The organism is Isoptericola halotolerans, from assembly GCF_003003075.1.
Taxonomy (GTDB): Bacteria; Actinomycetota; Actinomycetes; order Actinomycetales; family Cellulomonadaceae; genus Isoptericola; species Isoptericola halotolerans_A.
Genome location: NZ_PVTX01000002.1, coordinates 196,111 through 211,516 on the forward strand (window position 1 = coordinate 196,111; position 15,406 = coordinate 211,516).

Here is a 15,406-nt window from a genome sequence, read left to right on the forward strand (position 1 = left end):
CGGATGCAATCGTCACTTCGTGTTCTGTCCGGCAGTCCGGACTGCCGGGCACAACACGAAGTGACGACCAGAGGATCAGCGCCAGTGGAGGCGACAGCCGATTCGGCCGGGTCTCGAGGCTCGCGTTACCGTCGTGCTGACAGGCCGCGACGGGGCGGCCCGCCCGCATGACCAGTCCAGGAGCCGCCATGACCACCGAGCACACCACCGGGTTCACCGCCACCGCCACGACCCACGTCGCCGAGCCGCCGGAACGGGTCTGGAACGAGCTGATGCACCCCGGAGCCCGCTGGGTCCTCGGCGCCAACATCGAGACGGACTTCCGGCCCGGCAGCCCCATCACCTTCGAGGGACACTTCTTCGGCCGCCCGTTCGCCGACAAGGGCCAGGTCATCGCCGCTGAGCGCCCGCACCTGCTGCACTTCACGCACTACTCGCCGCTGAGCGAGCTCCCCGACGTCCCCGAGAGCTACCACGAGGTCCGCATCACGCTCGTGGCCGACGACGGCGGCACCCAGGTCACGGTGGAGCAGCACAACATCGACACCGCCGACCACGCCACCCGCTCCGAGCAGCACTGGCGGGAGGCCCTGTCCACGCTCGCGCACCGGGACTCCGCGCCGACCTCCGGACCGTGACCCGGCGCCGGACCGTCACGCTCGTCGCGCTCACCTGCGCGGCCGTCACCGCCTGCAGCAGCCCGGGGAGCCAGCCCGCGCCGACGCCCGCCCCCGAGCGGCCCGCGACGGGCAGCGCGGCCGGCCCCTCGCCGTCGGGCACCCCGGGTGCGCGACCGTCGCCCGGCACGGAGCCCACCACGGTGCCCGACGGCGGCACCCCGGACGCGCTGGACCCTGCGGCCGGGTGGAGCCTGGAGCGCAAGGTGGGCCAGATGCTCATGGTGGGGACCCCCGCCGAGGCGGCGACGGTGGGCGACGCGACACGGACGGCCATCGAGGAGCACCACGTGGGCAACGTGTTCCTGCACGGCCGCAGCGAGGCGGGCGTCGAGGCGGCGCGCGCCCTCGTGGAGTCGGCGACCGGCCTGGCACGCGACGCCGACGCGACGCCGATGCTCGTCGCGACCGATCAGGAGGGCGGATCGGTGCAGGTGCTGCGCGGGCCGGGGTTCTCGGAGCTTCCGCCCGCGACGGAGCAGGCGACGTGGGATCCCGACCGGCTGGAGGACGAGGCGACCGCGTGGGGCGCCGAGCTCGCGGACGCGGGCGTCAACCTCAACCTGGCGCCCGTGATGGACCTGGTGCCGGCGGACAACCAGTCGGCCAACGCGCCGATCGGCTACTTCTCGCGCAACTACGGCAACACCGCGCGGTCCGTGGTGCGCTCGGCGACCGCGTTCTCCGCCGGTATGCAGGCCTCCGGCGTGGAGCCCGTGATCAAGCACTTCCCCGGGCTGGGGTACGTCACCCAGAACACGGACACCACCGAGCGCGTCACCGACGACACGGTGACCGCGGACTCGGCCTCGGTCGAGGTGTTCGCCGAGGGGATCGACGCCGGAGCACGGTTCGTCATGCTCTCGAACGCCGTGTACACCCGGATCGACCCGGAAAACCCGGCGACGTTCTCGCCCGCGGTCGTGGATCTGCTGCGCGACGAGCTGGGATTCGACGGCGTCGTCGTCACCGACGACGTCTCGGCGGCCGCGGCGGTGGAGAACCTGGCCCCCGCCGAGCGAGCGGTGGAGGCGGTCGACGCCGGAGCGGACCTGATCCTGGCCTCCGCCGACCCGACGGTCGTGCCCGCGATGGCCGAGGCGCTGGTGGCCCGGGCCGAGGAGGACCGGGAGTTCGCCGCGACGGTGGACGCCGCCGTCGCGCGGGTGCTGGCCGCGAAGGCCGAGCTCCGCGGCTGACCACCCGGCACGAGCGCGCGGGCCCGGGGCAGGTGCGGTGCGCTCCTGCCCCGGGCCCGCTCGCCGGGCGTGTCCGGTGTCAGGTGGCCGGGCTCAGAGGCGCGGCGTCCCCACCGTCCGGCCGCCGACCACCGTGCTGCTCGGCGGCACGAGGACGCGGTACTTGTAGCGCTTGCCGGAGGAGAACTGGTAGGTCACCTGACCGTTCGACTTCAGCCGGACGATCTTCTTCGTCTTCCAGGTGCCGTTGGCCTTGTACTGGATCTTGACCTTCTTGCCGGCGTAGGGCTCCCAGGCCTTCGTGGCCGTGTACTGCTTGACCCCGACCTTGACGGTCTTGCGCTTGCCGTCGGCCCTGACCTGGATGACGTGGCCGTACTTGAGCTTGCCGGCGATCGCGGACTTCATCGTGAACTTGCCGCCCGAGACGCTGGTGTCGCGATAGGTCTCACCCTCGTACACGACGCGGACGTTCTTCACCTGGAACGTGCCGCGGCCCCAGGACGACTTCGCCTTGATGTAGCCCGTGAGGCTCTTGCCGCCGGAGTAGGCGTAGCCGAGGTCCACCTTCGAGGCGACCTTCTTGCTGCCCCGGTAGACGTCACCGTAGATGTCGGCCCAGCCCGTGAGGGTGCCGACCCTCGCCCTGGTGGTGAACTGGTAGTACTTGGTCTTCGCGGAGATGGCGGCGCCGTCGTAGCTGGGCTTGACCGACACCGAGGTGACGTCGATCGGCGAGCCGGCCGCGGCAGCCGGGGCCACCAGGGTGCCGAGCAGGAGAGACGCGGCCGCCACCGAGGTGGCGGCGAGCCGGAGAAGTGCGCGCATGGAGATCCTTCCAGAAGGTCGATTCCGATGTCGGCCCCGTGACGGGCGTCCCCCTGGGTGCGCGCGGTCGTGCAGGCAGGTCGCCGACCCACCGGAAGAACCTGGTCCCACGCGCAGCTCGGTCGACGGCGTCGGACCCGGCTCCTGGCGCATGCACCATCGGCGAGGCCTGCGGCCTGACGCGCAGGATCATAGACGGACGCGAGCACGCCGTCGGCCCACGTCCCACGCCTCGGCGAGTCGTGGCGGGGACCGGCCGACGAGGCGCCGTCGGCCGCTCAGGCGCTGCTAGCTGTGGCCGCCCGCGGCGAGGAAGACCAGACCGGCGCCCACGGCGCCCACGACCGTGCCGAAGCAGAGCAGGGCGCCCACGAGCCGGGCCGGCGACGGCCGCGCGATGACGACCGGACCCTTGGTCTCACGGGGCGTGCCGCTGCTGCGCTCCGGGGCTTCCGGCGTCTCCGACGTCCCGGCCACGAGACGCAGGCCGAGCGCGAAGAGTGCGGGGATGCCCGCCCCGATGAGGAGGCCCGCCACGACCACCTGGCCGAGGGCGCTCCACTCGATGAGACCGTTCATCACTGCTCTCCCTTGCCGCTGGTGCCCGGACCGCCCGGGGTCGTCGCCGAGATCACCGGGGTCATGGCCGAGGCGAGGCGCTCCTCGACGACGGGGCCGACCTGCGGCTCGCCGACCTCGCCCGTGGTCGCCACCGAGGTGCGCAGGCGGGCGCCCTTGGCCTCGTCCCACTCCTCGTTGACGTTGCTGTGGTCGACGGGCTTGCGCCGGGAGGCCACCCAGATGGCGATCGAGGTGCCGACCAGGAGCGCGAAGACCAGGAACGTGCCGAAGAACCCGCCGATGACGTGCTGGATCCAGTAGCAGACGGCGCCGACGATGCCCGCAGCCGGCAGCGTCAGGCCCCAGGCGGCGAGCATCCGGCCGGCGACGCCCCAGCGCACCTTTGCACCGGGCATGCCGACGCCGGAGCCCAGGATCGACCCGGTGGCCACGTGGGTGGTGGACAACGAGAAGCCGAAGTGGCTCGAGAGCAGGATCACCGCGGCCGACGACGTCTCCGCGGCCATGCCCTGGCGGCTGTCGATCTCGACGAGGCCCTTGCCGAGAGTGCGGATGATTCGCCAGCCGCCGAGGTAGGTGCCCAGCGCCATGAAGAACGCGCAGGAGATGATCACCCAGAACGGCACGCTGGAGTCCGCGGGAACGGCACCCGCGGTGATGAGCGCCAGCAGGATGATGCCCATCGACTTCTGCGCGTCGTTGGTGCCGTGCGCGAGCGAGACGAGCGAGGCCGAGCCGACCTGGCCCCAGCGGAAGCCGCGCGAGGTGACGTCCTGCGAGACGCCGCGCGTCAGCCGGGCCACGAGGAAGGTTCCCACCGAGGCGACGCCGATCGCGATGACCGGTGCCAGCAGCGCGGGCAGGAGCACCTTGGACAGCACGCCCGACCAGAGGACACCGGCGGTGCCTGCGGCGGCCAGGACGGAGCCGATCACGCCGCCGACGAGGGCGTGCGACGAGCTCGACGGCAACCCGAGCAACCAGGTGAGCAGGTTCCAGACGATGCCGCCCACGAGTCCGGCGAACACCACCTCGAGGCTGATCGCGCCGGCGTCCACCAGCCCCTTGGCGATCGTCGCGGCGACCGCCAGGGACAGGAACGCGCCCGCCATGTTGAGCACGGCGGACAGCAGCACGGCCACCTTGGGCTTGAGCGCGCGGGTCGCGATGGAGGTGGCCATCGCGTTGCCGGTGTCATGGAAACCATTCGTGAAGTCGAAGGCCAGAGCGGTCACGACGACGAGCACGAGGAGGAGCGTCTCGGTCACGGGTCCCATGGTGGGGCCCGCGCTCGTCCGATTCGGTCCGTCAGGTGGCTTCCAGGTGAACTGTTCGGTGAGAGTTCACCTGATGTTCACCTGTGGTTCGAGTGCTCGAACCTGGCGCTCGAACGGCTCGAACGGCTCGGTCGGTCAGACGTGGTCGGCGAGCCCCAGCGTCTCCAGCGTCCAGGCGTGCTCGAACGCGATCTCTTCCCAGCGCGCGTAGCGCCCCGACACCCCGCCGTGGCCCGCGGACATCTCGATCTTGAGCAGCGCGGGCGCCCCGGCCGCCCGCAGGCGCGCCACCCACTTGGCCGGCTCGACGTACAGCACGCGCGTGTCGTGCAACGACGTGACCGCCAGGATCCGCGGGTAGTGCGAGGCGTCGTCGGGCACGTTCTCGTACGGCGAGTACGAGCGCATGTACGCGTACACCTCCGGGTCGGCGAGCGGGTTGCCCCACTCCTCCCACTCCACGACCGTCAGCGGCAGCGACGGGTCGAGGATCGAGGTGAGCGCGTCGACGAACGGCACCCCGGCGAGCACGCCCGCGAACATCTCCGGCGCCAGGTTCGCCACCGCGCCCATGAGGAGCCCGCCGGCGCTGCCGCCGTCGGCCACCATGCGCTCCGGCGTGGTCCACCCCGTGCCGACCAGGTGCTTCGCGCACGCCACGAAGTCGGTGAACGTGTTGCGCTTGCGGTCCAGCCGGCCGCCCTCGTACCAGGCGCGCCCCATCTCGCCGCCGCCCCGCACGTGCGCGACGGCGAACACGACACCGCGGTCGAGCAGCGACAGGCGCGGCACGCTGAAGTACGGGTCCATGCTGATCTCGTAGGCGCCGTAGCCGTAGAGCAGCAGCGGGGCCGGGTCCGCCCCGGTGCCCGCGGCGTCCAGCGTGACGGCGTCCCGCTTCCACACGAGCGAGATGGGCACGCGGGTGCCGTCCTCGGCCGTGGCCCACTCGCGGCTCTGCGCGTAGTCGCCCGGGTCGTAGCCGCCGAGGACCTCCTGCCGCTTGCGCACCACCCGCTCGCCGGTGGCCAGGTCGACGTCGTAGACCGTGGCCGGCGTGACGAACGACGTGCCGTGCACGCGCAGCGCCGGCGTCGCGAACTCGGGGTTGGCGCCCAGCGCCGCGGAGTGCAGCGGCTCGTCGAACTCGAGCTCGCGAGCGGTCCACGGGACGCCCGGCACGAGCCCGTCGAGCGCGACGACGGCGACCCGGGGCGTGGCGTCGCGGCGCACGCCCAGCACCACGTGCGTCGCGAACGCGTCCACGGACTCGAGGCGCACGTCCGGGTCGTGGGGCACGACGACGGCGCCTGCCGCCGGGTCCGCCGGCCCGGCACCCGGTGCGGGCACGTCCGCGGCGACCAGCTCGAAGTTCTGCGCCCGCTCGTTGTGCAGGATCAGCAGCGCCGGGCCTCGACCCGGCAGCACGGCGGGCTCGACCGTGTACTCGACGCCCTCGCGGCGCTCCCACACGACCCGGAACTCCCCCGTCGGGTCGTCCGCCTCGAGGATCCAGGACTCGCTCGTGTTCTTGGAGCCCAGCTCGATCTGCAGGAACCGGTCGTCGCGCGAGAGCCCGACGCCGACCCAGAAGCGTTCGTCGGGCTCGGAGAAGACCATGACGTCGTCGCTCGCCGGGGAGCCGACCTCGTGCCGCCAGATCCGGTACGGCCGCCACGCGTCGTCGACGGTCGGGTAGAAGACGTAGCGCCCGTCCGGGCTGATGACCGCGCCGGGGAACGTCTGCTCGATCGTGTCCGGCAGGTCCGCGCCGGTCACCAGGTCCCGCACCCGCACGGTGTAGCGCTCGTCGCCCGTGGTGTCCACGGCGTACGCCAGGCGCGTCCCGTCCCCGGAGACCGCGAAGGAGCCGAGCGAGAAGAAGTCGTGGCCCTCGGCCTCCGCGTTCTGGTCCAGGAGGAGCTGCTCGCCGGCGGGCACCTCGCCCGGCGTGAGCGCCGGCGGGGTCCAGTCCTCCGGCCCGGAGACCGGCACACGGGCGTTCAGGGGGTACTGCCTGCCCTCGACGGTGCGCACGTAGTACCAGTGGCCGCCCTGGCGGACCGGCACCGACAGGTCCGACTCCAGGGTGCGGTCCTTGATCTCCTGGAAGACCCGGTCGCGCAGGGGCGCCAGGTGCGCGAGCTGCGCCTGCGTCCAGGCGTTCTCGGCCTCCAGGTGGGTGATCACCTCCGGGTCGTCCTTGGCGCGCAGCCACTCGTACTCGTCGACGAACGTGTGGCCGTGGTGCGTGCGCTCCGCCGGACGGCGGTCGGCGACCGGTGCGCTCACGGCGGGACGGACGAGGTTCTCGGGGGCGGCGGGCTCGGTCTGGGCGGCGGTGGCGTCGTCGGGCACCCGGCCAGCCTACGGCGCGGCACGGACAGCGGGGCTGGGCCTCCGCCGTCCGGCCCGGGCCGGACGATGGTCACGTCTCTGCAACGGTTTCCGCCCGTTGCACCGCCAGACCCGCACGTTGCCCCGATATCGCCCGTTCGCGTGATGCGCGTGTGACACGGGGGTGTCGTCCACGTCACAGTGCGCCGTTACACTTCCCGCACGTTCGTACCGCTCGCCGGTCAATGGGGGCTTCAGCATGCCTACATGGTCGAGGTCGGTGCGGCCGGTCCCGGGGTGACCCGGGGCATCTGACCATGACCCGACGGAGGACCCCGTCCGATGACAGCGGACCGACCCACCACCACGAGCCGATGGAGCCGCCTGCTCGCGGCGATCGCGCTCGTGCTCCTGCCGGCGATGCTCGTCGCACCACCAGCGACGGCGAGCACCGACGAGCCACCCTGCGAACCCGACAACGAGACAGCCTGCATAGCCGTCCTGGTGCTGAACGCGGACAACGACCGCATCAGCGACGTGGCGATCACCGTCGCCGGAGCCGGATTCACCGCGGACCTGACCACCAACGCCGACGGTCCCGCGACCGTCGCCGCCCCCGAGGTCGGTCAGTACACGGTCACCATCGACCCGGCCACGCTGCCCGACGACCAGCAGCTCCCCGAGGGCGCCGAGACCGAGGTGACCGTCACCGCGCAGTCCGGCGGCACCGCTCGCGCCGCGTTCCGGGTCGGGCCCGGCGCCGAGGCGCCGGCCACCCCGTCGGGCGAGGCGTCCGACGGCGCCCCCGCCGACTCGACCACCACCGACGACGGCGACGGGGTGGCGGCAGCGCCCGAGGGCGACGCGTCCGAACGGGCGCTCACCTTCGCGCAGGTCTGGCAGCAGATCGGCTCCGGGCTCCGGTTCGGGCTGCTCCTCGCGCTCGCCTCCATCGGGCTGAACCTCGTGTTCGGCACGACCGGGCTGTCGAACTTCGCGCACGGCGAGCAGTTCGCGCTCGGTGCCGCGGTCGGCTTCATCACCATCAATCAGATGGGCATGTCGATCTGGGTCGGCGGGCTCCTGACCCTGGCGGTCTGCGCGCTGACCGGCCTCGCGCAGGACTCTGCGATCTGGCGCCCGCTGCGCAAGCGCAACGTGCCGGTGATGCAGCTGATGATCGTCTCCATCGGGCTCTCGATCACGCTGCAGTACGTCATCCAGCTGATGATCGGCGGCGGTTCCGAGCGGATCCTCTCGCGGAACCCGCAGCCGCTGACGATCGCCGGCATCACGCTCAGCACCGCGTCCTGGCTGTCGATGGTCGTCGCGCTCGTGTGCGTCCTCGGCATCGCGTGGTTCCTCACCCGCACCCGCATCGGGCGGGCGACGCGCGCCGTGTCGGACAACCCCGCCCTGGCCTCGGCCACCGGGATCGACCCCGACCGGATCATCCGCATCGTGTGGATCATGGCGACCGGATTCGCCGCACTGGCGGGCCTGATGTGGGGCGTGTCCTTCGGCTCCTTCAACTGGCAGCTCGGCGTGCAGCTCCTGCTGCTCATGTTCGCCGCGGTCACCCTCGGCGGACTCGGCACCGCGCTCGGCGCGTTCGTCGGGTCGCTGCTCATCGGACAGGTGGTCGAGCTGTCGAACCTGTTCATCCCCAGCGACCTGCGGTACGCCTCCGCGCTGGTGATCCTCATTCTCGTGCTCCTGTTCAGGCCGCAGGGCATTCTCGGCCGCCGCGAGCGGATCGGCTGAAGGGAGACGCATCATGGAAGAATTCCTCCGCATCCTCACGCAGTCGATGGGCGAGCTGCTCGCCCCGACGACCGCGGCCTACGCGATGGCCGCCATCGGCCTCAACCTGCACTTCGGGTACACGGGTCTGCTCAACATGGGCCAGGCAGGCTTCATGCTGCTCGGCGCCTACGGGTTCGGCATCACCCTCACCACGGGTGGTTCGTTCTGGCTGGCACTGCTGGTCGCGATCGCGGCCGGCGTGCTGTTCGCCCTCATCCTCGGTATGCCGACGCTGCAGCTCCGCGGCGACTATCTGGCCATCGTGACCATCTCCGCCGCGGAGATCGTCCGCTGGTTCGGCCGCTCCACCCTGTGGCAGGAGTGGACGGGCGGCGCGTCCGGCCTCCAGGGTCGCTACTACAAGGAACCGTTCCAGGAGCTCTCGTTCCTTCCTGAGGGCAGGTTCGCCCTGGGCCCGCTGGAGTACATCAACACCGGTTCCGACTCCTGGTGGACGCGCATCGTGGCCTGGGGCCTCGTCGCCCTCGTGCTCGTGTTCGTCTGGCTCATCACCCGCAGCCCGTGGGGCCGCGTGCTCAAGGGCATCCGCGAGGACGAGGACGCCGTGCGCGCGCTCGGCAAGAACGTCTACTCCTACAAGCTGCAGGCACTGGTCATCGGTGGTGCCATCGGCGCGCTCGGTGGCGTGATCTTCGCGCTGCCCGCGGCGATCGTGCCCGACTCGATGGGTCGCACCATGACGTTCTTCGTCTGGACGATCCTGCTGCTGGGTGGCGCGGCCACCGTGTTCGGGCCCGTGCTCGGATCGATGATCTTCTTCGCGGCCTACATGTTCATGCGCACCGGCATGCGGGCGCTGGCCGAGAACACCGGCGTCGGTGACGTCATCACGACCACCAACGTCGAGCAGATCGGCGGCATGCTCGTCGGTGTGACCCTGATGCTTCTGGTCATCTTCCGACCACAGGGCATCCTCGGGAACAAGAAGGAGCTGGCGTTCAATGTCCGTTGACGACACCACGACAGCTGCAGCCGAGGTGCTGCGCTCCGTCGAGCACGTCCCCGGCGCGGCCAAGCCGAACCCCCTCGTGGTGGCCGACCACGTCACCCGGAAGTTCGGCGGCATGACCGCCGTCGACGTCGACCACCTCGAGGTCCAGGAGGGCGTCATCACGGCCCTCATCGGGCCCAACGGCGCCGGCAAGACCACGCTGTTCAACCTGCTCACCGGGTTCGACCGCCCCAACACGGGCGAGTGGAGCTTCCAGGGCAGGTCGCTCAGCGGCAAGAGCGGCGCCGCCGTGGCGAAGGCCGGCATGGTCCGCACGTTCCAGCTCACCAAGGCGCTCTCGCGCCTCACGGTGCTGCAGAACATGCTGCTGGCCTCGCCGTCGAACCCCGGCGAGAAGCTCGCGCTCTCCTGGCTGCCGTTCCTGTGGAAGAAGCACGAGGCCGAGACGACCGCCAAGGCGATGGAGATCCTCGCCCGGTTCAAGCTCGACACCAAGGCCGCCGACTACGCGGGCTCCCTGTCGGGCGGTCAGCGCAAGCTGCTCGAGATGGCTCGGGCGCTGATGACCGACCCGACGATCATCATGCTCGACGAGCCGATGGCCGGCGTGAACCCGGCGCTCGTGCAGTCGCTCCTGGGACACGTCCAGGCACTGCGCGACGAGGGCATGACCGTGCTGTTCGTCGAGCACGACATGCACGCGGTGCGCCACATCTCGGACTGGGTCGTCGTCATGGCCGAGGGCCGCATCGTGGCCGAGGGGCCGCCCGGCAGCGTGATGAAGGACCAGGCCGTGGTGGACGCCTACCTCGGCGCCCACCACGACACCGACCTCGGGGACGACGCCCTGCTGGACCCCGAGGTCCTGGCCCGGCTCGAGGCAGAGGAGGAGAAGCGATGAGCGCCACCACCACGGCTCCCGGCGAGAAGATGTCGGCTGCCGGCGTGCCCCAGAAGGACCTGCTCCTGCACGCCGACAACCTCGTCGCCGGCTACATCCCCGGCGTCAACATCCTCGACGGCTGCTCGCTCGAGGTCGCCAAGGGCGAGCTCGTCGGCATCATCGGCCCCAACGGCGCCGGCAAGTCGACGCTGCTGAAAGCCCTCTTCGGCCTGGTGAAGGTGTACTCCGGCACGGTGACGCTGGAGGGCAAGGACATCACCGGGATGAAGGCGAACCAGCTCGTCGCCAACGGCGTCGGGTTCGTCCCGCAGAACAACAACGTGTTCCCCTCGCTCACGGTCGAGGAGAACATGCGGATGGGGACGTACCTCAGGCCGAAGATCTTCGACGAGCGCTGGTCGTTCATCGGGGACCTCTTCCCCGTGCTGCACGACCGGCGCTCGCAGCGCGCGGGCGCCATGTCCGGCGGTGAGCGGCAGATGGTCGCCATGGCGCGCGCGCTCATGATGAACCCGTCGGTGCTGCTGCTCGACGAGCCGTCCGCAGGCCTGTCGCCCGTCCGCCAGGACGAGACGTTCCTGCGCACCCGGATGATCAACAAGGCCGGCGTCTCGGTGATCATGGTCGAGCAGAACGCTCGCCGCTGCCTGCAGATCTGCGACCGCGGGTACGTGCTCGACCAGGGGAAGGACGCGTACACCGGCACCGGCCGCGAGCTGCAGGCGGACCCCAAGGTCATCTCCCTGTACCTCGGCACGCTCGCCGAGGACGTGGACGACGCCGCGGTCGCTGCCGACGCCGCGGAGGCCGAAGCCGAGGCCCAGGCCGTGTCGGTGTCGGAAGCGGAGCCGGAGTCGGAGGCCCCGGCCGCCGACACCCCGACCCCGCCGAGATAGTAGCGGCCGCGCCGAGGTAGTAGCGGCCACGCCGAGGTAGTACGGCGCGACGGCGGACGTCCCGGGACACCGGGGCGTCCGCCGTCGTCGTTCCGCGGCCCGACGACGGCGCACCCGCGCGTGCGTTCTGCGCGGTTCGGCGTTCCCCGGTAGGCATTCGCGCGCCGAGGTAGTGCGGGCACCGCCGAGGTAGTGCGGGCACCGCCGAGGTAGTACGTGCACCGGCGAGGTAGTCGGCCTCACGCTGCCCGACGGCGCCACAGCGCAGCCCAGTAGGCCGCGCGCACGCGCGCTCCCAGCTCGTCGAGGTCTGCCAGGTCCTCCCAACGGACGCGGATCACGATCCAGCCCTCCCGCTCCAGCGCCCGCTGGCGCGCCAGCTCGGCCCGCCGCGCTGCCTCCGGATCGCCGTACTCACCGCCGCTGTACTTGACGTCGCCGTCGAACTCCACCGCGACCTTCAGGTCCTCCCAACCGAGGTCCACGTAGTAGCTCCCCGACCTGGTCGGCGCTTCGATCTGGCACTCCGGCCGCGGGAGGCCGGCATCGACGGCGGCAAGCCGCGCGACCGACTCCCCGGGGGACCCTGCACGAGGGTCGCACAGCTCGAGGATGCGCCGCGCCTGGACGATGCCGCGCTTTCCCTTGGATGTGGACATGAGGCGGTCGACCTCGCGAGGGTCGGCCCCGCCCCGGAACAGGGAGTCACAGACCACCAGGGCGGCCGCTGTCGGGAGGGTCCGAACACAGTCGACCAGAGTGCGCTCCTTCGTCGTCACCGGGACGCCGCCCACCTGGTCGCGGTCTCGCTGCGGCAGGCTCGTGTGGTGCCGTCGGACGATCGACGCCTCGTCGCTGTCGACGTGGGGGTTCACCGCGTGGGTGACATGCACCAGTCGCGGCATCCGGTACGTCCAGGCGCCGTGAAGCAGCGCGGCGGTCGAGTGGGAGAACCATGCTGACCCGCAACCGTTCTCCAGGACGCGCCGGACCTCCCGCAGGATCGACTGCTCGTACTGCTCGTGGTCGCCACCTGCCGTGGCGTCGCGCCTCTCGATGTAGAGCGAGCGCCCCAGGCGCTCGATCCGCCCCTGTGCGACGTGCCTCGACAACGCCTCGCCGTCGGTGTGCGTGATGTCCAGAGCAGGGGGCGGCGCCGGTGCCTCTGCCCGGTTCGCCGAGTGCATCGCACGCACCGGCGAGCCCGGGGCTCTCATCGTGGCCAAGATCCGGGTGATCCGCCGGATCGCTGCGGTGTGGATCTCTTCGTTCATGCGGCGAGGCTCGCGCGCGACGACCCACCGGTGTGCCGCCGTCGGGCCTGGATGTGGACCGTGCAACCTGGGGGTGCGGTCGGAGCGACACCTCTCCACGGCGCGACCGCAGCGCGGCCGCGCTACTGCGGCGAGCGGGGCACTACCTCGGCGAGCCAGGCACTACCTCGGCGAGCGGGGCACTACCTCGGGGAGCGGGGGCACTACCTCGGCGAGCGGGGCACTACCTCGGGGGACGACGACGACGGCCCGGTCATCGCGTAGATGACCGGGCCGCCGTCGCACCTCGCCGACCCAGGGGTCAGCCGTGAAGCGTCACTCGATCGAGCCCTCGATCTCCCGGACGAAGGAGTACTCGTTCGAGTCGTCGTACTCGTAGATGCCGATGAACGCGGACGACGGGTCGTTCGCCTCGTTCAGCGGGCCGGTGCCGGACATGCCCTGGTAGTTGATCTCTTCACCGGCCTCGAGTGCGGCGACCGCGTCGGCGAAGGAGCTCACCTCCGTGCCACCCTCGGACCCGGAGACCGCACGGATGTTGTCGGCGATGGTCCGGCCGTCCGTCGCTCCGCCCTTGACCGCGGCCAGCGCGGCGAGCATCGTCGCGTCGTACGACTCGGCGGAGTAGGAGAAGTCGGCCAGCTCGCCGCCCTCGTTCTCCGAGTACCAGGTGGTGAGGCGCTCCTTGAAGTCGTCCTCGGCCTGGGCGCCGGGCAGCGTGCCCTGGACACCGGCCAGCGTGCCCTCGTCGAACTGGTCGCCGTAGTTGGACAGGTTGCCGTCGCAGAAGTACGTGGTCCCGTCGAACTCCCAGCCCTGCGCCACGAGCTCGTTGACGATCGCCACGGTCTCCTCGAAGGCGATGATGACGATCGCGTCCGGCTCGGTGGCCAGCGCAGCCGTCACCTGGGCACCGAAGTTGGTCTCACCGGGAGGGAACTCCTCGCCGCCACCGGTGGCGCCGTACACGACGGAGCCGCCGCCGGCCTCGATGGCCGACTGGGTGTGGTCGCGCAGGCCGGTGCCGTAGGCCTCGTTCTGCACGAGCATCGCGACGTCCATGTGGCCGCCGTCGAGGATCAGCGAACCGAGGGCGGCGCCCTGGACGGTGTCCGGCGGGGCGGTGCGGGCGAAGAAGTCGCCGTAGCCGGAGAGGTCGGCCGCCGTGTTGGCGGGCGAGATCTGCATGACCTCGGCCTCGGCGAACGTGTCGACGACCGACAGGGAGACGCCGGAGGATGCGGCACCGATGACGGCCGAGACGCCGTTGCTGATGAGGTCGGTCGCCGTCGAGCTGGCCACCGAGGGGTCGGTGGTGTCGCCGGAGTCGCCCCACTCGACGGAGACGTCGTTGCCGAGCACGCCACCCGCCTCGTTGATGTCGGCGACGGCGAGGCCCACGCCGGCGATCTCGGGCGGGCCGAGGAACGCGAGGGTGCCCGTGACCGGCAGGATCGTGCCGATCGTCAGGGGCTCGGCGTCAGCCATCTCCTCGTCGGACATCTCGTCGGCGGTGGACTCGCCCTCCGGCTCCGTGTCGGAGCTGCAGGCCGCCAGGCCCAGGCTGAGGACTGCCGCAAAGGCGATGCCCTTGGCAGCCGTCATGCGTCGATTCATGTGCTTCCCCTTCGGGGTCGGACTTCCCTACGGCCACTCAATGCCGCATGTAGTGGCGCTGAACCTAACCCGATTGTGTGACGGCGATGTGTCAGATGCGCCACATCCGATGGATCGTGACGAACCTGTTATGTGCCTCACATCGTCGGGCCCGGCCCCGGCGGTCGGCCCCCGTGCTCAGGCGCGGAACTGGGTGAAGTCCGCGGTCGCCGGGTCGGATCCGGTGCGACCGGCCACGCCGGAGTCGAGCCCCGACACGGCAGCCATCTGCTCCTCATTCAGCTCGAACGAGAACACGTCGATGTTGGCGGCCTGACGCTCGGCGGAGAGCGACTTCGGGATGACGATCGTGCCCTGCTGGACGTGCCAGCGCAGCACCACCTGGGCAGGCGTCACGCCGAGCGCGGAGGCGGTCGACTCGACCGCGGAGGCCTCCAGATCGGCGCCACGGCCGAGCGGCGAGTAGGCCTCGACGGCGATCCCGTGCTTGCGGCACGCCGCCTGCACGTCGAGCTGCTGGAAGGTGGGGTGCACCTCGATCTGGTTGACCGCGGGCACGACGTCCGACTCGCTGACCAGGCGGTCCAGATGCTCCGGCAGGAAGTTCGAGACCCCGACGGCCCGCACCGCGCCATCGGCCAGGAGCTTCTCGAACGCCTTCCAGGTCTCGACGTAGAGGTCCTTGCTCGGCACGGGCCAGTGGATCAGGTAGAGGTCGACGACGTCGAGCCCCAGCGCGCGCCGCGAGTCCTCGAACGCCCGCAGCGCCGAGTCGTAGCCCTGGTCCCCGTTGCGGAGCTTCGTGGTGACGAACAGCTCCTCGCGCGGGAGGCCGGACGCGCGCAGCGCGGCACCCACGCCGTCTTCGTTGTAGTAGCCCGCGGCGGTGTCGATGTGCCGGTAGCCCCGCTCCAGCGCCTGCTCCACGTTGGCCTGCGTGCCGTCGTCGGGCACCTGGAAGACTCCGAGGCCGACCTGCGGGACCGTGACACCGTTGTTCAGGGTGATACTGGGAACAGTCATGCACAACATTGTG

Annotated in this window: 13 protein-coding genes; 6 read left to right on the forward strand and 7 right to left on the reverse strand. The window is 71.0% G+C overall.

The window, feature by feature from the left end:
- Nucleotides 1-188: 188 nt before the first annotated feature.
- Nucleotides 189-638 (forward strand): SRPBCC family protein, encoded by a 450-nt coding sequence (locus tag BCL65_RS04165; protein WP_106265487.1) that lies wholly within the window; start codon nucleotides 189-191, stop codon nucleotides 636-638.
- The gene (locus BCL65_RS04170; protein ID WP_106265489.1) at nucleotides 635-1,876 is read left to right on the forward strand and encodes a glycoside hydrolase family 3 N-terminal domain-containing protein; all 1,242 of its coding nucleotides are present in this window, start codon (nucleotides 635-637) and stop codon (nucleotides 1,874-1,876) included. Before BCL65_RS04165 ends, BCL65_RS04170 begins: the two co-directional genes overlap by 4 nt.
- A gap of 93 nt (nucleotides 1,877-1,969) precedes the next feature.
- On the opposite strand, the gene BCL65_RS04175 is transcribed toward BCL65_RS04170, so the two are convergent.
- The 4 genes from BCL65_RS04175 to BCL65_RS04190 all read right to left on the reverse strand — a co-directional run bounded on the left by BCL65_RS04175 (nucleotide 1,970) and on the right by BCL65_RS04190 (nucleotide 6,855).
- Nucleotides 1,970-2,704: a hypothetical protein gene (locus BCL65_RS04175; protein ID WP_106265491.1), complete on the reverse strand. Its 735-nt coding sequence runs from the start codon at nucleotides 2,702-2,704 to the stop codon at nucleotides 1,970-1,972.
- A gap of 288 nt (nucleotides 2,705-2,992) precedes the next feature.
- Nucleotides 2,993-3,283, reverse strand: coding sequence for a hypothetical protein (locus BCL65_RS04180; RefSeq protein ID WP_106265493.1), 291 nt, complete (start codon nucleotides 3,281-3,283; stop codon nucleotides 2,993-2,995).
- The gene (locus tag BCL65_RS04185; RefSeq protein ID WP_106265495.1) at nucleotides 3,283-4,563 is read right to left on the reverse strand and encodes an inorganic phosphate transporter; all 1,281 of its coding nucleotides are present in this window, start codon (nucleotides 4,561-4,563) and stop codon (nucleotides 3,283-3,285) included. The genes BCL65_RS04180 and BCL65_RS04185 overlap by 1 nt, the downstream gene beginning before the upstream one ends.
- Before the next feature lie 135 nt (nucleotides 4,564-4,698).
- Nucleotides 4,699-6,855: a S9 family peptidase gene (locus BCL65_RS04190; RefSeq protein ID WP_181340714.1), complete on the reverse strand. Its 2,157-nt coding sequence runs from the start codon at nucleotides 6,853-6,855 to the stop codon at nucleotides 4,699-4,701.
- 387 nt (nucleotides 6,856-7,242) lie between these two features.
- On the opposite strand from BCL65_RS04190, the gene BCL65_RS04195 reads away from it, so the two are divergent.
- The 4 genes from BCL65_RS04195 to BCL65_RS04210 are packed head-to-tail and all read left to right on the forward strand — an operon-like array spanning nucleotide 7,243 to nucleotide 11,479.
- The gene (locus BCL65_RS04195; RefSeq protein WP_106265499.1) at nucleotides 7,243-8,664 is read left to right on the forward strand and encodes a branched-chain amino acid ABC transporter permease; all 1,422 of its coding nucleotides are present in this window, start codon (nucleotides 7,243-7,245) and stop codon (nucleotides 8,662-8,664) included.
- A gap of 13 nt (nucleotides 8,665-8,677) precedes the next feature.
- Nucleotides 8,678-9,679 (forward strand): branched-chain amino acid ABC transporter permease, encoded by a 1,002-nt coding sequence (locus BCL65_RS04200; RefSeq protein WP_106265501.1) that lies wholly within the window; start codon nucleotides 8,678-8,680, stop codon nucleotides 9,677-9,679.
- Nucleotides 9,669-10,580 carry an ABC transporter ATP-binding protein gene (locus tag BCL65_RS04205; protein ID WP_106265503.1) on the forward strand — a complete coding sequence of 304 codons (912 nt, stop codon included), beginning with the start codon at nucleotides 9,669-9,671 and terminating at the stop codon, nucleotides 10,578-10,580. The genes BCL65_RS04200 and BCL65_RS04205 overlap by 11 nt, the downstream gene beginning before the upstream one ends.
- The gene (locus BCL65_RS04210) at nucleotides 10,577-11,479 is read left to right on the forward strand and encodes an ABC transporter ATP-binding protein (protein ID WP_106265504.1); all 903 of its coding nucleotides are present in this window, start codon (nucleotides 10,577-10,579) and stop codon (nucleotides 11,477-11,479) included. The genes BCL65_RS04205 and BCL65_RS04210 overlap by 4 nt, the downstream gene beginning before the upstream one ends.
- Before the next feature lie 239 nt (nucleotides 11,480-11,718).
- Here the strand turns inward: BCL65_RS04210 and BCL65_RS04215 are convergent, their stop codons facing one another.
- The 3 genes from BCL65_RS04215 to BCL65_RS04225 all read right to left on the reverse strand — a co-directional run bounded on the left by BCL65_RS04215 (nucleotide 11,719) and on the right by BCL65_RS04225 (nucleotide 15,393).
- Nucleotides 11,719-12,753, reverse strand: coding sequence for a hypothetical protein (locus BCL65_RS04215; RefSeq protein WP_106265506.1), 1,035 nt, complete (start codon nucleotides 12,751-12,753; stop codon nucleotides 11,719-11,721).
- 315 nt (nucleotides 12,754-13,068) lie between these two features.
- A complete protein-coding gene (locus BCL65_RS04220) occupies nucleotides 13,069-14,370 on the reverse strand; it encodes an ABC transporter substrate-binding protein (RefSeq protein WP_106265508.1) in 1,302 nt (433 codons plus the stop codon).
- Nucleotides 14,371-14,547: 177 nt separating this feature from the next.
- The gene (locus tag BCL65_RS04225; protein ID WP_106265510.1) at nucleotides 14,548-15,393 is read right to left on the reverse strand and encodes an aldo/keto reductase; all 846 of its coding nucleotides are present in this window, start codon (nucleotides 15,391-15,393) and stop codon (nucleotides 14,548-14,550) included.
- Nucleotides 15,394-15,406 lie beyond the last annotated feature (13 nt).